General features: G+C 72.0%; 14 protein-coding genes. 4 read left to right on the forward strand and 10 right to left on the reverse strand.

Annotation, left to right across the window (positions count from 1 at the left end):
• Positions 1–153: 153 nt before the first annotated feature.
• The gene (locus tag AB0H54_RS31120) at positions 154–489 is read left to right on the forward strand and encodes an RNA polymerase-binding protein RbpA (protein WP_110040609.1); all 336 of its coding nucleotides are present in this window, start codon (positions 154–156) and stop codon (positions 487–489) included.
• 72 nt (positions 490–561) lie between these two features.
• On the opposite strand, the gene AB0H54_RS31125 is transcribed toward AB0H54_RS31120, so the two are convergent.
• The 9 genes from AB0H54_RS31125 to AB0H54_RS31165 all read right to left on the reverse strand — a co-directional run bounded on the left by AB0H54_RS31125 (position 562) and on the right by AB0H54_RS31165 (position 22,307).
• Positions 562–1,341, reverse strand: a complete 780-nt coding sequence (locus tag AB0H54_RS31125) for an ABC transporter permease (RefSeq protein WP_355280438.1) — start codon at positions 1,339–1,341, stop codon at positions 562–564.
• Between the two features lie 104 nt (positions 1,342–1,445).
• On the reverse strand, positions 1,446–2,435 hold the full coding sequence (locus AB0H54_RS31130; RefSeq protein ID WP_355280254.1) for an ATP-binding cassette domain-containing protein: 990 nt from the start codon (positions 2,433–2,435) through the stop codon (positions 1,446–1,448).
• Positions 2,432–16,099: an amino acid adenylation domain-containing protein gene (locus AB0H54_RS31135; protein ID WP_357350278.1), complete on the reverse strand. Its 13,668-nt coding sequence runs from the start codon at positions 16,097–16,099 to the stop codon at positions 2,432–2,434. Before AB0H54_RS31135 ends, AB0H54_RS31130 begins: the two co-directional genes overlap by 4 nt.
• Before the next feature lie 203 nt (positions 16,100–16,302).
• On the reverse strand, positions 16,303–17,985 hold the full coding sequence (gene lnt / locus AB0H54_RS31140; protein WP_357350280.1) for an apolipoprotein N-acyltransferase: 1,683 nt from the start codon (positions 17,983–17,985) through the stop codon (positions 16,303–16,305).
• Between the two features lie 40 nt (positions 17,986–18,025).
• Positions 18,026–19,618, reverse strand: a complete 1,593-nt coding sequence (locus AB0H54_RS31145; RefSeq protein ID WP_357350282.1) for an amidohydrolase family protein — start codon at positions 19,616–19,618, stop codon at positions 18,026–18,028.
• A gap of 30 nt (positions 19,619–19,648) precedes the next feature.
• The gene (locus AB0H54_RS31150) at positions 19,649–19,852 is read right to left on the reverse strand and encodes a hypothetical protein (RefSeq protein ID WP_355280249.1); all 204 of its coding nucleotides are present in this window, start codon (positions 19,850–19,852) and stop codon (positions 19,649–19,651) included.
• A 43-nt stretch (positions 19,853–19,895) separates the two neighbouring features.
• A complete protein-coding gene (locus AB0H54_RS31155; RefSeq protein WP_357350284.1) occupies positions 19,896–20,390 on the reverse strand; it encodes an FxsA family protein in 495 nt (164 codons plus the stop codon).
• A 63-nt stretch (positions 20,391–20,453) separates the two neighbouring features.
• Complete coding sequence (locus tag AB0H54_RS31160) at positions 20,454–21,113, reverse strand: response regulator transcription factor (RefSeq protein WP_357350286.1); 660 nt, start codon at positions 21,111–21,113, stop codon at positions 20,454–20,456.
• A gap of 21 nt (positions 21,114–21,134) precedes the next feature.
• Positions 21,135–22,307 carry a histidine kinase gene (locus AB0H54_RS31165; protein WP_357350288.1) on the reverse strand — a complete coding sequence of 391 codons (1,173 nt, stop codon included), beginning with the start codon at positions 22,305–22,307 and terminating at the stop codon, positions 21,135–21,137.
• 72 nt (positions 22,308–22,379) lie between these two features.
• Between AB0H54_RS31165 and AB0H54_RS31170 the strand changes: the two genes are divergently transcribed.
• Positions 22,380–23,147 (forward strand): TSUP family transporter, encoded by a 768-nt coding sequence (locus AB0H54_RS31170; RefSeq protein ID WP_357350290.1) that lies wholly within the window; start codon positions 22,380–22,382, stop codon positions 23,145–23,147.
• On the opposite strand, the gene AB0H54_RS31175 is transcribed toward AB0H54_RS31170, so the two are convergent.
• Positions 23,144–23,737 carry a helix-turn-helix domain-containing protein gene (locus AB0H54_RS31175; protein WP_355280242.1) on the reverse strand — a complete coding sequence of 198 codons (594 nt, stop codon included), beginning with the start codon at positions 23,735–23,737 and terminating at the stop codon, positions 23,144–23,146. The two genes, AB0H54_RS31170 and AB0H54_RS31175, sit on opposite strands and share 4 nt — an antisense overlap.
• A 199-nt stretch (positions 23,738–23,936) precedes the next feature.
• Between AB0H54_RS31175 and AB0H54_RS31180 the strand changes: the two genes are divergently transcribed.
• Both AB0H54_RS31180 and AB0H54_RS31185 read left to right on the forward strand, forming a co-directional pair.
• Complete coding sequence (locus tag AB0H54_RS31180; protein WP_355280240.1) at positions 23,937–25,466, forward strand: TldD/PmbA family protein; 1,530 nt, start codon at positions 23,937–23,939, stop codon at positions 25,464–25,466.
• A gap of 11 nt (positions 25,467–25,477) precedes the next feature.
• Positions 25,478–26,857: a TldD/PmbA family protein gene (locus AB0H54_RS31185; protein WP_355280434.1), complete on the forward strand. Its 1,380-nt coding sequence runs from the start codon at positions 25,478–25,480 to the stop codon at positions 26,855–26,857.
• The last annotated feature ends 6 nt before the right edge of the window (positions 26,858–26,863 follow it).

Raw genomic sequence — 26,863 nt, forward strand, 5'->3', positions numbered from 1 at the left:
TCAGGTCTCGCTCAGCGGGCACGGACCCCGCCGTCCCCGCTCAGGGGCCACCCGGCCGATTCACCGTTGCGACTACAATGGAACAGTTCAGAGGTCCCGTGCGTTAACGGTAGGACCACGATCGGCGCCAGCCGCCAAAGACAGGGAGCACACATGGCAGATCGCGTACTCCGAGGCAGTCGGCTCGGAGCGGTGAGCTACGAGACCGACCGCGACCACGACCTGGCCCCCCGCCGGATCGCCCGCTACCGCACCGACAACGGTGAGGAATTCGACGTCCCGTTCGCCGATGACGCGGAGATCCCGCCGACCTGGCTGTGCCGTAACGGCCAGGAAGGTCAGCTCATGGAGGGCACCACGGTGGAGACCAAGAAGGTCAAGCCGCCGCGCACCCACTGGGACATGCTGCTGGAGCGTCGCAGCAAGGAGGAGCTCGAGGAGCTGCTCAAGGAGCGCCTCGAACTGCTCAAGACGCGCCGGCGCGGATAGCGCTCAGTGCGATACGGCGAAGGCCGCCTCCCCGTCGGGAGGCGGCCTTCGCCGTTCTTCTGCCCTGGCCGGTCAGTGACTGGCCACCTTGCGGTACTGGAGTAGCGCCGCGGGCATCGCGATCGCCAGGATGACCACCGAGCAGATGATCGCGTAGAGGATGCAGTTGTCGGCGGCCCAGCCGGTGGCCGGAGCGAACGACGGCGGCGCGTCGTTGTCGAACAGCTCGCGGCCCGCCGCCGAGACCGCGGTGATCGGGTTCCACTCGGCGATGGTGCGCAGCGGGCCCGGCAGGGTCTCGGCGGAGATGAACGCCGAGGAGATGAACGACAGCGGGAACATCCAGATCAGGCCCGCGCTCTGCGCGACCTCGACGGTCGGCGAGATCAGACCGGTCAGGGCGCCCACCCACGACATCGCGAACGCGAACAGCAAGATGATGGCGAAGGCCAGCGCCGCGTCGGCGACACTGCCGTGGATGCGCCAGCCGACGATGTAGCCGCAGATCACCATCACGCCCAGGCTGAGCACATTGACCACAAGGTCGGACAGCGTGCGGCCCATCAGCACCGCCAGCCGCGACATCGGCAGCGTCCGCATCCGGTCGATGATGCCCTTCTGCAGGTCGCCCGCCAGGCCGACCGTGGTGAACGCGGCGTTGAACGCGACCGTCTGGGTGAAGATGCCCGCCAGCAGGAACTCGCGATACTGGTCACCGCCCAGCGAGGCGCCGAAGATGTAGGCGAACAGGAACACGAACATCAGCGGCTGGATCGTCGCGGTGACCAGCAGGGTCGGCACCCGCAGGATGGTCAGCAGGTTGCGGTGCGCCACGATCGCGCTGTCCCGGATGAACCGGGCCCGCGGCGGCGCCTCGCCGGGGGCGGCGGGACGCGGTGGACTCGTCTGAATCGGCAGGTCGCGGGTCTCGTACTCGTCGACCTCCGGTGCCACACTCACGAGAGAATCTCCTCTTGCACGTCGTCGTTTTCGATGTCGGCGGCCGGCTCGGCCGGGGTGCCGGTGAGGGAGAGGAACACGTCGTCGAGGGTCGGGCGCACGACGACGGCGTCGACGACGCACACGCCCGCGTCGTCGAGGCGGCGCAGCGCTTCGACCATGGTGCGCGAGCCGTTGCCCACCACCACCGACACCTCGTCGCTGCCGGGCTCGTGGATCGGTTCGCCGACCCCGACCTGGTGCAGCACCTGGACCGCGGGGCTCGGGTTCTGTCCCGGCGCCAGAGTGACAGTGAGCCGGTCACCGCCGATGGAGGTCTTCAGTTCGTCGGCCGAACCACGCGCGATGACCGTGCCCTTGTCGATGACCGTGATCCGGTCGGCGAGCAGGTCGGCTTCCTCGAGGTACTGGGTGGTGAGCAGCACGGTGGTGCCGTCGTCGACGAGGTCGCCGATCACCTGCCACATGTCCAGGCGCCCGCGCGGGTCAAGGCCGGTGGTGGGTTCGTCGAGCACCACAACGGGCGGCCGGGCCACGAGCGCGCCGGCCAGGTCGAGCCGCCGCGCCATACCACCGGAATAGGTGCCTGCCCGCCTGCCCGCGGCGTATTCGAGGCCGAGCGCGGCGAGCAGTTGTTCGGCGCGCGCGACGGCCTGCTTGCGCGACATGCCGTACAGCCGCGCCACCATCCGCAGGTTCTCGTAGCCGGTCAGGTTCGCGTCGACCGCCGCGTACTGCCCGGACAGGCCGATCCTGGTGCGCGCGGTGGCCGGGTCGGCCAGCACGTCGACACCGGCGACCCGGATCGAGCCCGCGTCGGGCCGCAACAGCGTGGTGACGACCCGCACGGTGGTCGTCTTGCCCGCGCCGTTGGGACCCAGCAGGCCGAGGACCGTGCCCGCCGGGATCTCCAGATCGATCTCCTTCAGCACGCGCACCTTGCCGTAACTCTTGGCCAGGCCACGTACTTCTACCGCCAAACTCACGGACGCATCTCCTTCTGGCCGCCGCCGCACACGGTGATCTCCGGGACCGCGTCGAGGTGGCGATGCAGCACGGGGCCGATCGCCGCCAGCGATTCCGGCGTGGTCATCGCCGCATGCCTGCAGGGCAGGTCGTGGTTGTGGATGTTGCCGGTGACGAACGGCTGCCACGCCTCGGCGCGCCTGGCCGGATCGGCGGCGTTGATCTCGTCCGCCGCCGCCGTGAAGAACACCAGGTCACCGTCGAAGGTGCGGGGCCGGAACCGGTTCGCCATCACCGTGCCGTCGGCGTACCCGGTGTAGAGCCGTTCGAGATTCTCGACCGAGAGCGCGGCGAACGGGCCCGGCTGTGCCCGCAGCAGTTCCGCCGCGTCGTGCAGGTCGATGTCGGCGGGCAGCGTTGCCCCACCGAGGATGTCGGCGCCGAACTCGCCGAGGACGTCGGCCACGCTCGGCATCGCGGTGTCGAGCCAGCGGTCGCCGAGCTGGTAGCTGTCCATCATGGCCAGCAGCGCGACGTCCTCCCCCGCGTCCTGCAGCTGCACCGCCACTTCCTGCGCGATCAGCCCGCCGAGCGACCAGCCGAGCAGGTGGTACGGACCGTGCGGCTGGATCGACTTGATGTGTGCCACATAGTGTCCGGCCGCCTCGGGGATCGAGGTGAACCGGTCCTCGCCGGACACATGCGGCGCCTGCAGGCCGTACATCGGGCGCTGGGGCGCGAGGTGGGCGAGCAGTCCGGCGTAGCACCAGGCCAGGCCGATCGCGGGGTGCACGCAGAACAGCGGGGTGTCGTGCGGGCCGGTGGACGGCCGGATGGCCAGCACCGGACCGGCCGCCGCCGCCATCGCCGCGCCCGGGTCGGCGCCGTCGAGCCGGGCCGCGATGCCGGACGGGGTGGCGTCGCCGAACATCAGCTGCACCGGCATCTCGTAGCCCTGCTCACGCAGTGCCGCCACGACTTTGGTGGCCAGCAGCGAGTTGCCGCCGAGTTCGAAGAACCCGTCGTCGGCGCCGACCCGCTCCACCCCGAGGACCTCGGCGAACACCGCGCACAGCGCCACCTCGGCCGGGGTCACCGGCGCGCGGTAGCCCTCGGACGCCAGGAACACCGGCTCGGGCAGCCGCGCCCGGTCCAGCTTGCCGACCGGGCTGAGCGGCACCTCGTCGAGCAGCATCACCGACTGCGGGACCATGTAGTTCGGCACGTGCCCGCCGACATGGTCGAGCAGTTCCCGCACGGTCGGCGCGGTCCCGGTCCTGGCCTTCACGTACGACACGAGCGCGGTGACGCCCGCCGGGGTGGTGTGCCCGATGGTGAGCGCGAACTCGACCTCGGGGTGCCTGCCGAACGCGACGTCGATCTCGCCGAGTTCGATCCGGAAACCACGCACCTTCACCTGGTGGTCGGTGCGGCCGACGTACTCGACGTCGAGCGCCGACTTCGCGCCGTCGCGCCAGCGCACCAGGTCGCCGGTGCGGTACATCCGTTCGCCCGGCGCGCCATAGGGATTGGCGACGAACCGCTGGGCGGTCAGGCCCGGCCGGTTGTGGTAGCCGCGGGCCAGCGCCGAGCCGGCCAGCTGCAGTTCGCCGGTGACGCCGATCGGGGTCGGATGCAGCCGCCGGTCCAGCACGGTGGCGCTGACGCCGCGGATCGGGCCGCCGATGGTGATCGGCCCCCGCGGGCTCATCGGCTGCGGCATCAGGGTGACGATCGTCGTCTCCGTCGGGCCGTACACGTTGTAGAAGTTGCGGCCCGGCGACCACCGGGCCAGCAGGTCCGGCGGCAGCGCCTCGCCACCGACGAGCACGTGTGCCAGCGAGTGCACGCCCGCCGGGTCGACGGTGCCGATCGCGGCGGTGGTGATGAACGCGTGGGTGATCCGCTCCCGGATGAACAGCTGGCGCAGATCCTCGCCACCGACGATCCCGGGCGGGGCGATCACCAGGGTCGCCGCCCCGCCGAGCGCGAACAGGATGTCGAGCATCGACCCGTCGAAGCTCGGCGTGGCGAAGTGCAGGACCCGGCTGCCGGGCCGCACGTCGTACCGGTCGGCGCACTCGGCGGCGAAGTTCGAGATGCCGCCGTGGGTCACCACCACGCCCTTCGGCGTACCGGTGGAGCCGGAGGTGTAGACCACGTACGCCGGGTTGGCCACGCGCAGCGGCCGGATCCGGTCGGCGTCGGTGACCGGCGCGTCGTCGGTGCCGAGCACGGTCGCGCGGGTGTGCGGAGCGTCGAGCACCAGCCAGCGGCAGTCGCCGGGCAGCCGGTCCCGATGCGCCAGCAGGGTCAGGCCGACGGCCGCACCGGAGTCGGTGAGCATGTGGCTGATCCGCTGCGCCGGATAGTTCGGGTCGACCGGCACGAACGCCGCACCGGCCTTGGCGACCGCGAGCATCGTCGCCACCGACTCCACCGAGCGCGGGATGCCCAGGGCCACCAGGCTTTCCGGGCCGATGCCCTGACCGATGAGGACCCGGGCGAGCCGGTTGGTCCAGCGGTCGAGCGCGTCGTAGGTGACGACGGTGTCGCCCGCGCACAGCGCCACCGCGTCCCTGGACCGGGCGACGGCGGCACCGAACACCGCGGCGAAGCTGACCGGGGTGTCCGCGCGGGTGCCGTGCACCGGCGCGAGCGCGGTCCACTCCACGGCGTCGAGCAGCGCGAGATCGCCCACGGCCGTGTGCGGGTCGGCGGCGACGGCGGTGAGCAGCCGCACCAGCCGGTCGCCCAGCCTGCGCGCGGTGACCTCGTCGAACAGATCCGCCGCGTAGTTCACCGCCAGCGTGACACCGTCGCCGACGCGCTCGGCGGTCTCGGTCTCAGTGAAGGTGAACTGCAGGTCGAACTTGGCGATGCCGGCGTCGGCGTCGACCGCCTCGATCCGCAGTCCGGGCAGTTCCAGCATCCGCACCGGGGTGTTGCGCACCGACAGCATCACCTGGAACAGCGGGTGATGGGCCTGCGAGCGGGCCGGATTGAGCACCTCGACGAGCCGCTCGAACGGCATGTCGGCGTTGGCGAACGCGTCGAGGTCCCGGTCGCGCACCGAACGCAGCAGGTCGACGAACGCCCGATCGTCGGTCACCTCGGTGCGCAGCACCAGGGTGTTGACGAACATGCCGATCATCGCGTCCAGGGCCGGGTGCCCGCGGCCCGCCGTCGCGGTGCCGACGGCGATGTCGTCGTCGCCGGTGACCCGGTGCAGCAGCACGGCCAGCGCCGCGTGCAGCACCATGAACATGCTGACGTTGTTGGCGGTGGCGATGCTGCGCAGCGCCCGGTGGGTGGCCGCGTCGACCTCGCAGTCGACGGTGCCGCCCCGGTAGGAGGGCACCGGCGGGCGGGACCGGTCGGCCGGGACGGTGAGCAGTTCGGGCAGGCCGTCGAGCGCGCCGCGCCAGTGGGCGAGCTGCTTGCTGATCAGCGAGTCGGGGTCGTCCTCGGTGCCGAGGAGTTCCTGCTGCCACAGCGTGTAGTCGGTGTACTGGATCTCCGGGATCAGGTCACCGAACGGCGCGCCCTCGCGGATGCCGCGGTAGGCGGCGGCCACCTCCCCGGCCAGCGGTTCCAGCGACCAGCCGTCCATCGCGATGTGGTGCACGACGAGCACCAGCACATGCTCCTTCGACCCCGCGACGGCCAGCTTGGCCTGGGTGGGTACCGGCAGACCGGAGTGGTCGACGGTGATCAGCGCGGCCCGCATCGGCACCGAGGACGACAGGTCGAAGCCCGGCGTGACGAAGCGGGTCACCGCGGCGCCCACCTCGTCGGGAGTCGCCGTCGCGTGGAACAGGGTGACGGCGGCGACCTCCGGATCGAGCACGAGCTGCTCGGGCTCGCCCGCGCTCTCCGGGAACACCGTGCGCAGCGTCTCGTGCCGACGTTGCACCGTGTGCAAGGACGCGATCAGCGCGTCCAGGTCGATCGGGCCGTGCAGGCGCAGCACGACCGGGATGTTGTAGGCGCCCGCCGACTGGCTCTCGCCCTCGGTACCCGCGTTGAACCGGTTCAGGAACCACAGCCTGCGCTGGGCAGCGGACAGCGGAATCCGCTCCGGGCGTTCCTGTTTCACCAGGTCGGGGCGGCCTTCGTCGCCGGACGGCCCGGACTCGATGAGCGCGGCCAGCTCCTCGACGGTCGGCGCGGCGAACACGGTCCGCACCTCCAGCCGCACATTGCTGGCCGCGGCCAGCCGCGCCACCAGCTGGGTGGCCAGCAGCGAGTTGCCGCCGATGTCGAAGAAGCTGTCGGTGGCGGAGACCTCGGTGCCGCCGACCAGCTCGTGGAAGACCCGCGCGACGAGCCGCTCGGACGCGGTCTGCGGCGCGCGGCCCGCGGTGGCGGTGAACTCCGGTTCCGGCAGCGCGCCCCGGTCCAGCTTGCCGACCGGGGTGAGCGGCACGCGGTCGAGCAGGGTCAGCGACGCGGGCACCATGTGCCCGGCCAGCCGGGCCGCCGCGTGGTTGCGGACGCGAGCCAGCTCGGCCGGGTCGGTGCCCTCGGCGAGCTGCACCCAGGCGACGATGCGGTCGTCGCCGGCGATCCGCCTGACCTCGGTGTGCGCGAAGCGGACCTCGGGGTGGCTGCCGAGCACGGCGCTGATCTCGCCGAGCTCGATCCGGAAGCCACGCACCTTGACCTGGTGGTCGCTGCGGCCGAGGTAGTCCAGTTCGCCGTCGGCGGTCCAGCGCACGACGTCACCGGTGCGGTACATCCGGCTGCCCGCGGGCCCGGCCGGGTCCGCGACGAAGCGCCCGGCGGTGAGGCCGAATCGCTCGTGATACCCCCGCGCGATGCCCGCGCCGCCGAGGTACAGCTCGCCGGGCACGCCGGTGGCGACCGGGCGCAACCGCTCGTCCAGCACCAGGACCTGCGCGCCACGCACCGGCGTGCCGATGGTCACCGGAACGCCGACGCGCAGGTGCGACATCGCCGCGATGACGGTGAATTCGGTGGGCCCGTAGGCGTTCACGAACCGCCGCCCCGGCGCCCAGTTCTCCACCAGGTCCGGCGGCACCGCCTCGCCACCGGCCATGAGCCCGCGCAGCCGCGGCAGCGGCCAGCGGGTCGCGTCGATCGAGGCGAGCACCGCGGGCGTGAGGAAGGTGTGCGTGATGTCCTCGCGCTCGAGCAGCGCGCCGAGCTCGTCGCCACCGTAGATGTCGATCGGGCCGATCACCATCTCGGCGCCGGACCAGACCGCCAGCAGCATGTCGAGCACGGAGACGTCGAAACTCGGCGTGGAGAAGAAGAACGTGCGGGCGAACCGGTCCAGGCCCATCCGTTCCTGCAGGTCCACCGCCAGGCTCACCAGACCGCTGTGGGTGACGGTCACGCCCTTGGGCAGGCCCGTCGAGCCCGAGGTGTAGATCTGGTAGGCCAGGTCGGCCGGGCGCACCGGGCGGACCCGCTCGGGGTCGGTGATCGGCACGCTGTCGTAGCCCGCCAGTTCGGCCTGCAGTTCCTCGTCGTCCACCAGCAGCCACTGGGTGTCGAGCGATCCGGCCGCCTCGCGCAGGGACTCGGCGTCGGCGGTGGTGGTGATGACCGCGCTCGCGCCGGAGTCGGTGAGCATGTGCCGCACCCGGTCGGCCGGGTAACGCGGGTCGACCGGAACGAACGCCGCGCCGCTGGCCGCGACGCCGAAAATGGCCAGCGCGCAGTCCAATCCGCGGGTCAGGCCGACCGCGACGCGGTCACCGGTGCCGATCCCGCGGGCGATCAACGCGCGCCCGAGCCGGTGCGCCCGGAAACCGACCTCGTCGTAGTCCAGCTCCCCCACCGCGCCCGCGACACTGCCGTCGGCGAACCAGCGCAGCGCCGGGCGATGCGCGAAGGTGGTGGCCGCGCGTTCGATGATGTCGGCCAGCACGACCGGGGTCACCGGGGCCGGCCCCTGCGCAGGCACCAGGGCGCGGCGTTCGGGCACCGTGAGGGCGTCGACCTCGCAGACCAGCTGTCGCGGATCGGCCGTCACCTGGGTGAGGATCTCGACGAACCGGGTCGCCATGGTCTCCACCGTCGCGGCGTCGAACATCTCGGCGGCGTAGACGAAGTCGTACCAGCGGGTCTCGCCGTCGCCGGGCGTCACCCGCAGTTCCAGATCGAACTTGGCGCGGGCGATGTCGAGTTCCTCGGCGGCCAGCCGCAGGCCGGGCAGGTCCAGTTCGGGCGTGCGGTCGTCCTGCATGCTCAGCGCGACCTGGAACAGCGGGTGCCGGTTGCTCGCCCTGCTGTCGCGGCCGAGCGCGTCGACGACGCGTTCGAACGGCAGGTCGGAGTTGGCGATCGCGGCCAGTTCGTCGTCGCGGTCGGCGTGCAGCAGGTCGACGAAGCTGCGGCCCGGGTCCACGTCGGAGCGCAGGACCAGGGTGTTGACGAACATGCCGACCAGCTCGTCGAGCTGGACGTCGGTGCGGCCCGCCACCGGGGTGCCGATCGGGATGTCGCGGCCACCGGTGACGCTGCGCAGCAGCACCGCCAGCGCGGAGCGGACCACCATGAACAGGCTGACGCCCGCCTCGGCCGCCAGCTCCCGCATGGCCTGCTGCAGCGGCGGCGAGATCTCGCACCGCACGCTGCCCGCCACCCCGGTGGGTTCGGCCGGACGCGGCCGGTCGAATGGCAGCGGCAGTTCGTCGGGCAGCTCGGCCAGTACCGTCCGCCAGTGCGCGAGCTGGGTGGCGGCGATGCTGTCCGGGTCGTCCTCGGCGCCGAGCACCGCGCGCTGCCACAGGCTGAAGTCGGCGTACTGCACCGGAAGCGGCGCGCGCACCGCCTCGGTGCCTCCCGCACGGGCCACATACGACAGCGCCAGGTCCCGGGTGAGCGGGCCGAGCGACCAGCCGTCGGCGGCGATGTGGTGCACGACGACGCCGAGCAGGTGCTCCTGCGGCCCGACCCGCAGCAGCCGCGCGCGCAGCGGCGGCTGGCTCGTCAGGTCGAATCCCTGGCGCGCCAGCGCGGTCAGCTCCTCGAGCGCCCGGTCGGCAGCGGTGTCGACGGCCTCGATCGCGGGCGCCGCCGCGACGACCGGCAGCACGATCTGCTGGGCGCCGGACAGGTCCTCCGGGAAGATCGTGCGCAGCACCTCGTGGCGCTCCACCAGATCGGTGAGTGCGGATCGCAAAGCGCCGATGTTCAGATCTCCGCCGATTCGCAAGACGAATGCGATGTTGTAGGCGCTGGATTCGGGGGACAATCTGTTGAGGAACCACAGCCGCTGCTGCGGCAGCGACAGTGGTATGCGTCCCGGACGTGGGGTGTGTACCGCCAGCGCCACCCGCTGCGTCCGGGGCGCTTCCGTGATCAGCCGGGCGATGCCCGCCACGGTCGGCGCCTCGAAGATCTGCCGGACCGGCAGGTCCACACTGAAATCCGCGTGCACGGCCGCCGCGAGCCGGGTGGCCAGCAGCGAGTTGCCGCCGATCTCGAAGAAGCTGTCCTCGGCGCCCGGCACCGGCCGGCCGAGGATCTCGGTGAACACCGCGGCGACCCGCATCTCCAGGTGCGTGCGCGGGGCGCGCGACCCGGTGGCGACGGCGAACTCCGGTGCGGGCAGCGCCTTTCGGTCGAGTTTGCCCGCCGGGGTCACCGGCATCCGGTCCAGCACGGCCAGTGCCGCGGGCACCATGTAGCCGGGCAGTCTGCCGCGCGCGGTGTCGAGCACCGCGGCCGGGTCGACCGGGCGGTCGGCGGTGACGTAGGACGCGAGCCGCTGCTGGCCCTGCTCGTCGACGTGCACGACGGTCAGCGCCGAGCGCACCCCCGGGTGTTCCCGCAGGACGTGGTCGATCTCGCGCAGTTCGATGCGGAAGCCGCGGATCTTGATCTGATCGTCGGCGCGGCCGAGGAAGCGCAACCGCCCGGCGGCGTCGGAGACGACGAGATCGCCGGTGCGGTACATGCGTTCGCCGACCCGGCCGTGCGGGTTGGCGACGAACCGCTGCGCGGTCAGCCCGAGCTTGCCCAGATAGCCGCGCGCGACACCGGGTCCGGACACGTAGAGCTCACCGGGCGTCCCCGGCGGGACCGGGTGCAGGCGGCCGTCGAGGACGAACAACCGCATGCCGCGCACCGGCGCGCCCAGCGGCACCGGCTCCCCCGCCACCATCGCCGCGCTCGCGGTGACCGCCACGGTCGCCTCCGAGGGGCCGTACATGTTGTGCATCCGGTAGTCGCTCGCCCAGCGCTGCACCAGCTCGTCCGAGCAGGCCTCGCCACCGACGATGACCGTGCCCAGGTCGGGGAAGTCGCCCGCGGGCACCGTGGCCAGCGCGGCGGGGGTGATGAACGCGTGGGTGATCCGCTCCGAGCGCAGGAAACCCGCCAGTTCCGCGCCGCCGTACAGGTCGGCGGGCGCGACGACGATGGTCGCCCCCGCGGCGAAGCCGAGCAGCAGCTCGAGCACCGAGGCGTCGAAGCTGGGCGAGGAGAAGTGCATGGTCCGCGCCGCGTCGGTCACCTTGAACAGCTGCGTCTGCTCGCTGGCGAGCGAGGCGATACCGGCGTGGGTGACGACGACGGCCTTGGGCGTGCCCGTCGACCCGGAGGTGTAGATCAGGTACGCGGGCTGACCGGCGCGCATCGGATGCCTGCGGTCGGCGTCGGTGAGCGGGGTGGCCGAGCGGCGCGCGCAGTCGGCCTCGAAGTCGGCCGTGCCGAAGACCAGCCACTCCGGCGCCTTCCGGTGCTTGCCCGTGGTGGTGGGCAGCCCGGCGAGATGCTCGGGCAGGGTGAGCCCGAGCACGGCGCCGGAGTCGCCGATCATGTGCGCGATCCGCTCGGCCGGGTAGGCCGGATCGACGGGCACGTACGCGGCGCCGGACTTGGCCACCGCCCAGATGGCGACGATCGATTCCAGGCTGCGCGGCAGCGCGACCGCGACCACCGACTCCGGCCCCGCACCGTGCGCGATCAGGCTGCGCGCCAACCGGTTCGAGCGCTCGTCGAGTTCGCGGTAGGTGGTGTCGAAGCCGAGGTAGCGCACGGCGACGGCGTCGGCCAGCCGCTGCGCGGTCTCGCCGAGCAGCCGGGCCAGGGTGCCCGCGGGCTCGGCCGGCGCGCCCGCCACCGGCACCAGCCGCGCGATCTCGCGACGTTCCAGCAGATCGAGATCGCCGATCGGGCGCGTCGGGTCGGCCACCACGGTCGCCAGCAGGGTGGTGAACCGGCGGGCGATGGCCTCGACCGTCGCGCGATCGAAGACATCGGTGGCGAAACCGAATTCGGCGTCCAGCGGACCGTCGTCGTGGTTGTCGCGTACCTCGAGCTGCAGATCGAACTTGGCGACCCCGGCCTCCACCGGCACGAGTTCGGCACTGACGCCGGGCAGTTCGACGCGCAGTTCCGGCGTGCGGTCATAGGACAGCATGACCTGGAACAGCGGGTGCCGGGCGGTCGAGCGTTCCGGATTGACGAGGTCGACCAGCCGCTCGAAGGGCACGTCGGGGTTGGCGAAGGCGTCGAGGTCGGTCTCGCGGACCTGGTCGAGCATCCGGTCGAAACCGGCGCCCAGGTCGACCTCGGTGCGCAGCACCAGCGTGTTGACGAACATGCCGACCAGCTCGTCGAGCGCCGGATCGGAGCGGCCCGCGATGGGCGTGCCGATGGTGATGTCGTTGCTCGCGCAGATCCGGGCCAGCAGGGTCGCCAGGACCGCGTGCAGCACCATGAACATGCTGACGCCGTGGCTGTGCGCGAGTTCGGCGACCGCCCGGCGCATCGCGGCGTCGATGGTGAAGCCCACCGTGTCGCCGCCGGTGCCCCGGCGCAGCGGACGCGGCCGGTCCAGCGGCAGATCGAGCTGATCGGGCAGGCCCGCCAGCGCGTCGCGCCAGTGGCCGAGCTGCTTGCCCAGCGGCGCCTCGGGATCGGTCTCGTCGCCGAGCAGTTCGCGCTGCCACAGCGCGAAGTCGGCGTACTGCACGGGCAGTGGGGTCCACTGCGGCGCGAGGCCCTCGGCCCGCGCGGCCACGGCCGACATCAGGTCCCTGGCCAGCGGGGCGATCGACCAGCCGTCACCGCTGATGTGGTGCAGCACGACCAGCAGGACGTGGTCGTCGGCGCCGACCCGGTACAGCGCGACCCGCAGCGGCGTCTCGGTGCGCAGATCGAAGCCGCGCGCGGTCTCCTCGGCGACGAGGGCGGTGAGGTCGGCGGCGATGACGTCGACCGGCGCCAGGTCCGGTTCCACCGCGGCCGCGGGATGGATCAGCTGGTAGGCGCCGTCCGGCCCCTCCGGGAAACTGGTCCGCAGGCTCTCGTGCCGATCGAGCACGTCCCGCAGGCCCGCCCGCAGCGCGTCGAGGTCGAGGTGCCCGGTGAGCCGCAGCGCGAGCGGCATGTTGTAGGCGGCGGCGTGCTCGGCGAACCGGTTGAGGATCCACAGTCGCTGCTGAGCCAGCGAGAGCGGCACCCGCTCGGGCCGGACCGCGGGAACCAGCTTGGGCGTGGAGGTTTCGGGCTTGTGGGTGCTGATGTACCCGGCCAGGGCCGCGATGGTCGACGCCTCGAACAGTTCCCGGATGGTGAGGTTCGCGTCGAGGGTGGTGTTGATCCGGGCGACCGCGCGGGCGGCGACCAGCGAATTGCCGCCGAGGTCGAAGAAGCTGTCCTCGACACCGATCGCGGTGCCGTCGAGGGCGAGCACCTCGGTGAAGATCTCGGCGAGGGCGCATTCCAGCTCGGTCTGCGGTGCGGCGGCGCCGGTGGTGACCCGCACGCCGACGGTCGGCTCGGGCAGCGCCTTGCGGTCGACCTTGCCGTTGGCGCTCAACGGCAGTTCGTCGAGCACGACCAGCGCCGAGGGCACCATGTAGGAGGGCAGGCCGCGGCGCAGCCCCGACAGCAGCACGGCGGGCTCGGGCGCCGCGCTGCCCGGTGTGGCCACCACGTAGGCGACCAGTTCGTCGTCGCCGGTTCGCCCGGCCCGCGCCACGCAGACCGCGCGCGCGATGTGGTCCTGGGCGAGCAGTGCCGATTCGATCTCGCCGAGTTCGATGCGCAGGCCGCGGATCTTGACCTGGAAGTCGGTGCGCCCCAGGTATTCCAGGACCGGCCGGTCGAGCTGCCAGCGGGCCAGGTCACCGGTGCGGTACATGCGCTGACCGGGGGTGAACGGATTGGCGACGAACCGGTCGGCGGACAGATCGGGGCGGCCGAGGTAGCCGCGCGCCAGCTGCGTCCCCGCCAGATACAGTTCGCCGACGACCCCGGGCGGGACCGGCCGCAGCTGCGGGTCGAGCACGTAGGTCTGGGTGTTCCAGACCGGCGAGCCGATCGGCACCGTCGTCGCCTCGGCCGGGCACGGCCAGTAGGTGACGTCGACCGCGGCCTCGGTGGGCCCGTACAGGTTGTGCAGCTCGGGACCGCCGGTGGGGCCGTGCAGCGCGGCGTGGAAGTCGGCGACGGTGGCGCCCGGCAGCGCCTCCCCACTGCAGAACACCCGGCGCAGCCCGGCACCGCCGGCCACGCGCGGGTCGGTGACGAACAGCGACAGCATCGAGGGCACGAAATGCGCTGTGGTGATGGATTTCTCGGTGATGATCCGGGCCAGGTAGGCCGGATCCCGGTGACCGTCCGGCGCGGCGACCACCAGGCGGGCACCGACCTGCAACGGCCAGAAGAACTCCCACACCGACACGTCGAAGGTGGCCGGCGTCTTCTGCAGGACGGCGTCGGTGTGGTCGAGCGGGTATTCGGCCTGCATCCAGCGCAGCCGGTTGACGATCGCCGCGTGCGTCACCCCGACGCCCTTGGGCTTGCCGGTCGAGCCGGAGGTGAAGATGACGTAGGCGAGGTGCTCGGGGCGCAGCGGTGCGCGCCGATCGGCGTCGGTGATCGGCGCGACCGGGTGCCCGGTGACGTCGAGGGTGTCCAGATCCACCCGCGCCGTGCCCTCGGGCAGCCGCACCATGTCGCGCGCGGCGGTGAGCACACACACCGGCCTGGCCTGCGTCACCACGGCGTCGATGCGGTCGGCCGGGTGCTCCGGGTCCAGCGGCAGATAGGCGGCGCCGGTGGCGAGCACCGCGTACATGCCGACGACCATCTCGATGCTGCGGTGCAGGCACACCCCGACCGTGGTCTCCGGCCCCGCCCCGCGCGCGATGAGCTCACGGGCCAGCTGGTTCACCCGGTCGCCGAGTTCGGCGTAACCGACGGCGCGGTCACCGAATTCGAGGGCGACGGCGTGCGGGCTGCGCTGCGCCTGGTCGGTGAACAGCGACACCAACGTGGCGGTCGGCACCGGCATCTCGGTGGCGTTCCACTCCCGCAGCACCTTCGCCTGCTCGTCGGCGGTGATCGCGGTCAGCGCGCGGGTGGGGGTGCCGGGCTCGGCGGCCAGGAAGCGGGCGAGGAAGTCCAGGTAGCGACCGTGGTGGGCGGCCACCTCGGCCTCACCGTAGAGCTTGGGGTTGGCTTCGAAGTCGAGCTGGATGCGGCCGCCGTCACCGTTGTAGATGTTGATCGAGAGGTCTTCGACCGGGCCGGTCGCGAGCACGTGCAGCTGGCCCGCGATGTCGCCGAACTTCAGCTCGTCGTGGAACAGCATGATGTTGACCATCGGCCCGAAGAAGCCACGGGCGTCGCGGGAGTAGCCGCAGTCGCGGCGGATGTCGTCGGAGCGGTAGCGCTGGTGCCGCAGCGCGCCGGTGATCTGCAGCTCGGTCTGGCGCACGACGTCGGCGACGGTGGTGTGCTCGTCGAAGCGCACCCGCAGCGGCACCACGTTCGACACCACGCCCGCCGACCGGCGCAGCGCGACGGTGGTGCGGGCCGAGACCGGAAGGCTCAGTACGACATCGGAGTCGCCGGTGACCGAGCGCACGTAGGCGGCCAGCGCCGCGACGATGAGCGCCGAGTTGGCCGAGCCGTGCGTGGTGATCGCGTCGGTGAGCAGGCCGTCGAGATCGGGGTCGAGGACCGCGGTGGCGCGATGACGGCCCGGATCGTGGGTGTCGCCGGTGGCGGTCACCGCGGACAGGGTCATCGGCTCGCCGACGCCGGAGAGCTGCGCGGTCCAGTACTCGCGGTCGGCGGTGCAGCGGCTGGACTCGCGGTAGCGGGACTCGTCGGCGTAGAGGTCGATCAGCGCGGCGGCGCGCGAGACCGACGGTTCGCGCTGTTCGCCGACGGCGGTGTAGATCTCGGCCGTGCGGGTCAGCGCGTTCATCGCACCGTAACCGTCGATCACGATGTGGTGTCCGCGTTCGTACCAGAACCAGTCCTGGTCACCGATTCGCAACACGACATTGATGGTGAGCGGCTCGCGCTCCATGTCGATCGGGGTGCTGGCGTGGTCGTTCATCCAGCGCAGCGCGGCCGCGCGCGGGTCGGGCTCGCCGCGCAGGTCGATCCGGGCCCAGCCCGGCCGCCAGGCCAGGTCGACCCGCTGATGCGGCACGCCGTCGACCTCGAGTAGGCGGACATGGCCCACCTGGGATTCGGCGCCGAAGCGCTCGACCGCGTACAGCAGCCTGCCGACGTCGAGATCACCGTGGAGTTCGACGTAGTGGGCGATGGTGAGGGGGATATCGGGCCGGATCCGTTGCGCGTACCACAGGGCCGTCTGACCGGGCGAGAGAGCGAACGGTTGGCCCGGATCGTCGTCGGTGACGCATGAGCTGACGCGGTCGGTGGCCAATGAACTCATCAAGCACTCCGTTCTGCCTTTGTGTCACAACTCCCCGAGCAGCGCCCGGGCACACGACGGCCCAGGGCGTGGCTATCCACGCCCATTGATTCGGAGTACTCCGGCAGCCGGATGGCTACCGATGTGGATTTGTTTCGAGCTCTATGTATTACGCCCCTGTAGCAGCTACTTACTGCTGCTTCCCCCGGGTTGAAACAAACCGCTTATTCGGAATTCTGCGAGCTCCGCGAAACCTGCGTCTGATTTGCCCGCCGGCGCCGGAAAAATACCAGCGCCACGCCGATCGCGGTCAGAATAACGGACGCCACTTCCGGCGCCGCGCCGATCCGTGTCGCGATCGTCGTCGTGTCGCGCAATGGTAGCTGGGCGACCAGCGCGGCGGGGACGACTTGTTCGGACTGCTGTGCGATCTCGCCGTTCGCGGTGATGATAGCGCTGACCCCGGTGGTTGCTGCGATCACCAGGGCCCGGCCGTGCTCGACCGCCCGCACCCGCGACATGGCCATCTGCTGGTAGGTCATCTCGCTCGTGCCGAAGGTCGCGTTGTTGGTCGGCACCGTCAGCAGTTCGGCACCCGCGGCCAGCGACTCCCGGAAGGCCCGGTCGAACGCCACCTCGTAACAGGTGGCGACACCGACCCGCACCCCGGCCGCCGTGACCGTTCCGTCACCGTCACCCGGCACGAAATGTCCGGCTTGGTCGGCATACGACGAGAACAATCGGAAGAAACTCCGCATCGGCAGGTATTCACCGAACGGCTGGATGATTTTCTTGTCGTGCCGATCGGACGGGCCGTCCGCGCCGTTCCACACCATCACCGAGTTGGTGGTCGTGCGGTCGCCGTTCACCAGGACCGCGCCGACCAGGATCGGCGCGCCGATCCGCTGGGCGGCCCTACTGATCTCCGCGGCGGCGTCGGCGTTGCGCAGCGGGTCGATATCGGAGGAGTTCTCCGGCCAGATCACGATGTCGGGCCGGGGCGACTGCCCGCGGTCGACGGCGTCGGCGAGCTCCTCGGTGCGCCGGACGTGGTTGTCCAGCACGGCCCGCCGCTGGGCGTTGAACTCCAGGCCCAACCGCGGCACGCTGCCCTGGATCGCGGCGACCGTGATCGTCCGGTCACCGTCGTCCGGGGCGGGCAGCGTCGGCCGGAGGATCACTCCGGCGAGGGGCATGACAGCCACGGTGACCGCGGCCGTGGCAAATCCCAGCCGGGTGGCCCTGCCGGTCGCGCGCGGCGCAGGCTGTCGCACCCAGGCCAGCACGCGCAGCTCGAGCGCGGCAAGGCCGGTGCCGGTCAGGGCGACGGCGAACCCGATCAGCGGCGCGCCGCCGTAGGCGGCCAGCGGCAAGTACCAGCCGTCGGCCTGGCCGAAAGCGACCCGCCCCCACGGGAATCCACCGAACGGGAAACTCGACCGCGCCCATTCGGTGGCCGTCCAGGCGAGGGCGAGCCAGACCGGCCAGCCGGGCAGGCTGCCGAGCCACCGGGCGAGCACGCCCCACAGGCCGAAGAACACCGCGCACGCGGTCGACAGCGCGAGCCAGGGCACCGGTCCGACGTAGATGCCCGTCCACGGCAGCAGCGGGACGAAGAACGCGAGCCCGCCGAGGAATCCGAGGCCGAAACCACCGCGCAGCCTGCCCGGCCCGCGCACCGCGACGGTGAGCAGGGCCAGCGCGATCGGGGCGAGGAACCACCACGGCCGGGGCGGGAAGCTGCCGAACAGCAGCAGGCCACCCGCGACGGCCGTGGCCAGCCGGGCCAGGACCCCGAACCGGTCACCGCCCGCCGCGCCTGCCGGTGTCGCGGGGTCGGTCGGGCCCGCCCCGGCCGCGTCGGCGGTCGTGGCGTCGGGCCCTGGTTCGGTGGCGGGGTGGATCATGGTGTCCTGCTCCGTGATTCGTGTGCCGGCGCGGTCGTGGTCAGGCGCGGTAGATGGTGGTGCCGTAGTGCACCGTGCGCAGGCAGGTCGGCAGGTCGGCGCCGGGATCGAGCCGGGGCAGACCGGGGACGCGCGAGCGCGGGTCGGTCGACCAGCGCTGCACGGTGTCGGCGGCCGCGGCGACGACGAGCTCGCCCGCGTCCCACACGGCGTAGGAGGCCGGGGCACCCGGCACCAGGGTGCCGGCCATGCCGTCGCGCACGCCGCCCGCCCGCCAGGCACCCCGCGTCGCGGCCGCGAACGCGGCGCGCGGGGACAGGCCGTGACCGGGCGTGCGGTGCTGGACCGCCGCGCGCACCTGCTCCCACGGATTCAGCGTGGTCACCGGCGCGTCCGAGCCGATCGCCAGGGAGATGCCCGCCGCGGCCATCGCCGCGAAGGGGTTCAGGGTCGCGGCGCGCTCGGCGCCGAGGCGGGTGGCGTACATGCGGTCCGGTCCACCCCACGCGGCGTCGAAACCCGGCTGCACGGACAGGATCACGCCCAGCGCCGCGAGCTGCTCGATCGCGGCGGCGTCGGTCATCTCGGCGTGCTCGACCCGGTGGCCGCGCGCGGCGACCGCCGGACCGCCGAGTTCGGCGGCGACCGTGGCGAATCCGGCGACCACGAGATCCATGGCGGCGTCGCCGATGGCGTGGAACCCGGCCTGCACACCGGCTTCGGTGCAGGCGCGGATGTGCGCGGTGACCGTCTCGGCGTCGAGGAAGTTCTTGCCGCAGCCGCTCGCGTCGGCGTAGGGCGCGCGCAGCAACGCGGTGTGCGAGCCGAGCGAACCGTCGACGAACAGATCGCCGCCGAGCGCGGCGACACCCAGCTCGTCGATCAGGGCACGCGCCTCGGCCGCGGTGCGCACGGCCTCGCCCCAGTAGGCGCGCACCTCGACGCCGTGCTCGAAGGCGAGCAGCTCGCGGACGTCCTCGCGGCTGGAGATATCGGGGCCGGCGCACTCGTGCACGGCGACGATGCCGTGCGCGGCGGCGGCGTCCAGGGCGGCGGTGCGGGCCCGATCACGGTGCGCGCGACCGAGTTCCGCGAGGGCGACGGCACGCACCCGGTGATGGGCGTCGGCGCGCACCGGCTCCCCGCGACGGTAGCCCTCGCCGAGCTCGCCCGCCGCGTCGAGCAGCGCCGAGGAGGCGACGGCGGAGTGCGCGTCGACCCGGGCCAGGTATACGAGCCTGCCCGCGCCGGCGGCCTCGTCGAGTTCGGCGACCGTGGGCGGGCGCTGCTCGGGCCAGGCGGTGTCGTCCCAGCCCTCGCCGATGATCACACCGTCGGGCTGCGCGCTCGCGTACGCGCGCAGGGCGGCGAGCAGCTCGGCCAGCGACCCGGTGCCGCTGACGTCGAGCCCGGTCAGCTGCAGGCCCAGCGCGGTGACGTGCACGTGCGGGTCGACGAAGGCGGGCGCGACGAAGGCGCCGTCGAGTTCGACGATCTCCGCGTCGGGATGCATCGCCCGGCCGGGCGCTTCGGCCCCCAGCCACACCACCGTGCCGTCGGTGACCGCCATCGCGGTCGCGTCCGGGGAGCTGGAACTGTAGAAACGACCGCCGATCAGCAACTGGGTACTCACGGTCCCCCAGTCTGCCGTATCGGCGAATCGTCAGGTCGGCAGGGACAGGACCGCGCGGACGTCGGCGTCGCACAGCCCCGCTGGAGTGTGTCCGCCCGCCTCGACGGCGATGAGTTCGAGTCGCCACGCGGCGACCGTGAAATCCGACATGGACTGTCCGGCAGCGGCACTCGCCCTACGCACCGCGTCGGCCAGTTCCGCGCTCACCGTGACGGTGATCTGCTCGGTGGCCATCGGCACACTGTAGACCTTCCGGCCGCCGGGCGGAATCCTCGGTTCAGGCGGAGCCGAGCGCACGCGGCCCGGCGGTGTGCCCGTCGTCGTACCACTGCCCGACGACGACGCCGTCGACCACGTCACCGCTGTCGGCGTCGACCACCACGCCGCGGTACGGCGACGGCGCGAAGGAGGGCAGCGGACCGAACCGCCGGGTGCCGAGCTTCTCGAGCACCGGCCGGATCAGCGCCCTGGTGGGCGGGAACAGCGCGAGCAGGCCGACGAGTCCGGTGACCAGGCCGGGCACGAACAGCAGCACCGAGCCGGTGGCCACCAGCAGCCCGTCGGCGACCGCGCTCTCGGCGGTGACCTCGCCGCGCGCGGCCCGGCGGAACCGGTCGAACACGCGCCTGCCCTGGGCGCCCAGCAGCAGCAAGCCGACCCCGGACACCGCGATCAGCGTCAGCAGGGCCCAGCCCGCGCCGATCAGCTGGGCGAGGCCGATGAACGCGGCGATCTCGACGACGAGGTAGAGCACGAACAGCACGGCGGTCATGGCGATCCTTTCGGACGATCTACCGAGTCAACGCACGGGAGCCCGATTTTTCTCCCGGCCGCCTCAGCCACCCGGCCGGACGAGACCGGTCTCATAGGCCAGCACCACCGCCTGCACCCGGTCGCGCAGCCCGAGTTTGGTGAGCACGCGGCCGACATGGGTCTTCACCGTGGCCTCCGACAGGAACAGCGCCCCGGCGATCTCGGCGTTGGAGCGGCCCGCGGCGATCTGTTCGAGCACCTCGCGTTCGCGGGCGGTGAGCACGTCGAGCACGCCCGGGTCGCGCAGGCCCGCCGGGTCCTCGGCGACGAGCCGGTCGAGCAGGCGCTTGGTGACCTTCGGGGAGACCACCGCGTCGCCCGCGGCGACACTGCGGATGGCGGAGACGAGGTCTTCGGGCGGGGTGTCCTTGAGCAGGAATCCGCTGGCGCCCGCGCGCAGCGCGCCGAGGGCGTGTTCGTCGAGATCGAAGGTGGTCATCACGAGCACGCGGACGCCGTCGCCCGCCGCGACGATCCGGCCGGTGGCGGTGACCCCGTCGACGACCGGCATCCGCACGTCCATCAGGACCACGTCGGGCCGCAGCTCCCCGGCGCGCCGCACGGCCTCGTCCCCGTTGCCCGCCTCGCCGACGACCTCGATGTCCGGGTGCGCCCCGAGGACCATCTTCAAGCCCATCCGCATGAGTTCCTGATCGTCCACCACGAGCACGCTGATCGGCATTTCCCAACCTTAGCGGGCGGATCAGTCGCCTTCGGCGCGCAGCGGGAGGGTGGCAAGGACCCGCCAGCGACCGTCGGCGGTCCGGCCCGCGGACAGGGTGCCACCGAGGACAGCGACCCGTTCGCGCATACCGACCAGGCCCATGCCCGCGCCGGGGATCTCGGTGGCAGGCGGCCGCTCGGGCAGCCCGCCGCTGTCGGTCACCTCGACCAGGACGTCGTCCTCGCGGCGGTGCACGCGCACGGTCGCCTTCGGGCTCGCGCCGGCGTGGCGCAGGGTGTTGGTCAGCGATTCCTGGACGATGCGGTGCACCCCGAGGCTGACCTCGGGCGTGATGTCGTCGAGTTCCCCGGTCAGTTCGAGGTCGACGGCCACACCGGCGTCGCGCATCAGCTCGGCCACGGTCGCGATGCCCGCGCTGCCGTGCTGGGGCAGCAGTTCCGGCGCGTGCTCGGTGCGCAGCAGTGCCACGGTGCGGCGCAGTTCGCGCAGCGCCTCCCGGCCGGTGCCCGCGATGGTCGCGAGCGCGCGTTCGGCGGTGTCGGGGTCGTGGCGCAGGGCGTACTTGGCGCCGTCGGCCTGCACGATGATGACGCTGACCGCGTGCGCGACCACATCGTGCAGTTCGCGGGCGATGCGGGTGCGTTCGGCGGCCACGGCCTCGTGGGCCCGGCGTTCCTTGTCGTAGTCGGCGACCGCGAGCCGCGCCGCGACCTCGGCGTCGTAGGCGTGGCGGGCGCCGTTGAACTCGGCCAGTGTCCAGCACAGCGCGTAGATCACGCCGACCAGCGCCAGATCGCCGCCCGCGGGTTCGCGCAGCACCAGCATCGACAGCGTCAGATCGATCGCCAGGCAGCCCAGGTAGATCAGCCCGTCCCGCCTGCCGACATAGGCGACGAGGGTGTAGAGCATCACGCCGAGCCCGATCAGCGCGACGTGTCCCGAGGTGTCGTCGCCCGCCAGATACCCGACCAGCGTGCACAGCACCGAGAGCACGAACATCACCGCGGCCATCGCCCGCGGATAGATCCGGCGCAGGATCAGCGGCAGCGGCAGGATCAGGGAGAAGACCAGGTAGGAGGCCTTGTGGTGTTCGTCGCCGACGCCGAGCGCGTCGAGCACCATCAGGAACAGCGCGAGGACGGAATCGGCGACGACGGGTCGGCCGCGGAGCCACAAGCTGAACCGGCGCACCGGCCCAGCCTAGTCGCCGGGCGCGGCCGGACCAGGTTGGCTTTCCGGGCGCGATCTTGATTGCCTGGTCCGGTGCAACTAGGAGACTGGACGGTCCTACTGGTGGCCGCGGCCGCGGCGGGGTGGGTCGACGCGGTGGTCGGCGGCGGCGGCCTGATCATCCTGCCGACGCTGTTCCTGGTCGCCCCGGGCATCGCCCCGCAGACGGCGCTTGGCACCAACAAGCTGGCCGCGTTCGCGGGCACCTCGACCGCGGTGATCACCTTCGCGCGCCGGGTGCCGATGCAGTGGAAGGTGCTGATTCCGGGCGCCGTGATCGCCGCGATCACCGCGGCCTGTGGCGCGGCGGCGGTCTCGCTGATCGACCGCGACCTGTTCATTCCGCTGGTCATGGTGGTGCTGGTCGGCGTCGCGCTGTTCGTCACGCTGCGGCCATCGATCGGCATGACCATGGCCACCCATCCGCCGACCCGGCGCAAGGTGATCCTGGTGGTGGAGCTGGCCGCCGGTCTGATCGGCCTCTACGACGGCCTGCTCGGGCCGGGCACCGGCACGTTCTTGATCATCACCTTCGCGACGCTGCTCGGCACCGAGTTCGTGCGGGCCGCGGCCATGGCGAAGGTGATCAACTGCGGCTCGAATCTGGGCGCGCTGCTGTACCTCGGCGCGACCGGCCACATCCTGTGGGGTTTGGGCGCAGGCATGGCGGTCGCGAATGTGGCGGGCGCACTGGTCGGTTCGCGGATGGCGCTGGCCAAGGGCGCGGGGTTCGTGCGGATCGTGCTGCTGGTGGTGGTCGTGGTGATGGTGATCCGGCTGGGCTGGCAGCAGTTCGGCTAGCGCGCCGGTTCGACCGGGGCCGAGGCGGCCAGCCACGGCTGCAGCACCCGCGAGGTGGTCTCGTGGATCTTGCGGTGTAGTCGCTCGCCGTCGTCGATGCCGTGCTGGGGCTGCTGGAACAGCACCGTCAGCGCGCCCGAGACGGCGCCGACGACCGCGCCGACCAGCGCGGCAGCGCCGACCTCGTCGAGTTCGTGCGGGAACGCGCTGTGCAGCTGCCGGGCGATCTCACGCTGGGCGACGAGCTGGGCGTGCGCGGCCCGGCCGCTCACCGCGGGCACCGTCCGCGAGACCCGCGCGCGCAGCGCCGCCACCCGGGAGTTCAGATCGTCGACGAGATGCTCACCGGGGTTGTCGCCCGCCGCGCGCAGCGCGCGCAGCAGCACCTCCACCGGACGCTCCCCCGGCCGCCGGGTGGCGATGGCCGCGACGGCGGCGCGCACCCGTTCGTCGGGTTCGGGGAAGAGCAGTTCTTCCTTGCTCGCGAAATAGTTGAAGAAGGTCCGCGTGCCGACCTCGGCCTCGGCCGCGATCTCGGCCACGGTCGTTTCCTCATAGCCTCTGGCCTCGAACAATCCGACGGCGGCCACGAGGATCGCACGACGGGTTCGTTCCCTTTTTCGATCGCGGAGGGCGGATGGCGGCACGGCGGGCACCCTACGGCATCGGGGCCCACCGCCGCGGGAGGACCGGGGTCAGCGCGTCACGGTTGTGACTGCCGGAACCGGGTTTTCGTGGAATCGCGGGCACGGCTCCCGCGTGTCGGTCCCACCGGCTAGCGTAGGCCGGGTGACTACCGCGACTTCCGGAGAAGTGGACGAGGAGTTCCGCGCACTCGGCTTGCGCGCGCTGGCCGAGGCCGCCCTGTCGGCGGCGCGGGCGGCCGGGGCCGAGCACGCCGATCTGCGGGTGCAGCGGCTGGTGACCCAGTCGATCCGCTTGCGCGACGGGCGGGTCGAGGCCGTCACCGACTCGACCGAGCTCGGTCTGGCCGTGCGCGTGATCGTCGACGGCACCTGGGGTTTCGCCTCGCACGCCGCGCTCACCCCCGACACCGCCGCCGAGGTGGCCCGGCGCGCGGTCACCGTCGCGACCGCCCTGCGCTCGCTCAATCGGGAGCGCGTGGAGCTGGCCGACGAGCCGCGCTACGCGGACGTGTCCTGGGTGTCGGCCTACGACCTCGACCCGTTCGCGGTGCCGACCGCCGACAAAGTGGCGCTGCTGCAGGACTATTCGGAACGGCTCTCCGCCGCCGACGGCGTCGACCACGTGACCGCGTCGGTGCTGCAGGTCAAGGAGCAGGTGTTCTACGCCGACACGGCCGGGTCGGCGATCACCCAGCAGCGGGTGCGGCTGCATCCGCAGCTCGAGGCGATCACCGTCGACGCGGCCTCCGGGGTCTTCGAGACCATGCGCACCCTGGCCGCGCCCGCGGGCCGCGGCTGGGAGTACGTCACCGGCGCCGACGGAACCTGGGACTGGGCGGGCGAACTCGCGCGGATCCCGGAGTGGCTGGCCGAGAAGGTGAAGGCGCCCAGCGTCGTCGCCGGCCCGACCGACCTGGTGATCGACCCGACCAATCTGTGGCTGACCATCCACGAGTCCATCGGCCACGCCACCGAGTACGACCGGGCGATCGGCTACGAATCCGCGTACGCGGGTACCTCGTTCGCCACCCCCGACAAGCTGGGCACGCTGCGCTACGGCACGCCGATCATGCACGTCACCGGGGACCGGACCCAGGTCAACGGGCTGGCCACGGTCGGCTACGACGACGAGGGCGTGGCGGGCCAGCGGTGGGATCTGGTGCGCGACGGCGTGCTGGTCGGCTACCAGCTCGACCGGGTGTTCGCCCCGCGCCTCGGGCTGGCGCGGTCCAACGGCTGCTCCTACGCCGATTCACCGCATCACGTGCCGATCCAGCGAATGGCGAACGTGTCGCTGCAGCCGGACCCGGAGCGCGACACCACGACCGCCGAGCTGATCTCGCGGGTCTCCGACGGCATCTACATCGTGGGCGACAAGTCGTGGTCGATCGACATGCAGCGCTACAACTTCCAGTTCACCGGTCAGCGGTTCTTCCGGATCCGCAACGGAGAACTGGCCGGACAACTGCGCGATGTGGCCTACCAGGCCACCACCACCGACTTCTGGGGTGCGATGGAAGCGGTCGGCGGGCCGAGCACCTGGCAGCTCGGCGGCGCGTTCAACTGCGGCAAGGCCCAGCCCGGTCAGGTGGCGGCGGTGAGCCACGGCTGCCCGTCGGTGCTGGTGCGCGGGGTCAACATTCTCAATACCCGGACGGAGGGCGGCCAGTGAGCGCATCGGGTGTGTTCCCCGCGGGTGCGGTGGTCGAGCGCGCGCTGGCGGCGTCGAAGGCCGACGAGGCGATCGTGATCGTCACCGACGCGCACGAGGCGTCGCTGCGCTGGGCGGGCAATTCGATGACCACCAACGGGTCGTCGGTGTCGCGGGACTGGGCGGTGATCTCGGTGTTCCGGGACGGCCCCAACGCCGCCCGCGTCGGCAGCATCAGCTCCACCAGCGTGGACCCGGCCGAGATCGAGGCCGTGGTGCGCGCCAGCGAGGAGGCCGCCCGCACGGCGACCCCGGCGCGCGACGCGATGCCGCTGCTCGAACCCACCGTCGACGACACCGCCACCTGGGACCACGCGCCCGGTGCCACCGAGATCGACGTGTTCGCAGGCCTGGCCCGCGATCTGTCGACCGGTTTCGACGGCACCGACCGGCTCTACGGTTTCGCCCACCACCAGCTGCACACCACCTGGCTGGGCACCTCCACCGGGATCCGGCGCCGGTTCAGCCAGCCCACCGGGTCGGTCGAGATCAACGGAAAGCGGGGCGAGGGCGCCGATCTCGCCAGCGCCTGGGTGGGTGTCGGCACCGCCGACTTCACCGACGTCGACACCCCGGGCCTGCTGGCCGAGCTGTCCCGGCGGCTGGACTGGTCGGCCACCCGCGTCGACCTGCCCGCGGGCCGCTACGAGACGCTGCTGCCGCCCTCGGCGGTGGCCGACCTGATGATCTACCTGGCCTGGACCATGGAGGGCCGTGGCGCGCACGAGGGCCACACCGCCTTCTCCCGCGCTGGCGGCACCCGGATCGGTGAGCGGCTCAGCGACATTCCGCTGACCCTCTACTCCGACCCGAACGCGAGCGGTCTGGAGTACCGGCCGTTCGTGGCGACGCCGTCGTCCTCGGAATCGCTGTCGGTGTTCGACAACGGCCTGCCCGCCCAGCGCGTCGACTGGATCGGCGCCGGCGTCATCGAATCGCTGGTCTACCCGCGCGCCACCGCCGCCGAATTCTCCGCTCCCGCCACGGTTCCCGGCGAGAACCTGCTGCTCACCGGCGGCTCCGACGCGTCACTGGACGACATGATCGCCCGCACCGAACGCGGTCTGCTGCTGACCTGCCTCTGGTACATCCGCGAGGTCGACCCGGCCACCCTGTTGCTCACCGGCCTCACCCGCGACGGCGTCTACCTCGTCGAGGACGGCCGGGTCACCGCCGCGGTCAACAACTTCCGCTTCAACGAGAGCCCCCTCGATCTCCTGCGCCGCATCAGCGAAGCCGGCGCCACCGAGATCACCCTGCCCCGCGAATGGAAGGACTGGTTCACCCGCACCGCCATGCCACCGCTGCGCATCCCCGACTTCCACATGTCCTCGGTGAGCCAGGCGACGTAGCCGCCC

Origin of the sequence: Nocardia sp. NPDC050718 (assembly GCF_040654235.1) — a bacterium.
Taxonomy (GTDB): Bacteria; Actinomycetota; Actinomycetes; order Mycobacteriales; family Mycobacteriaceae; genus Nocardia.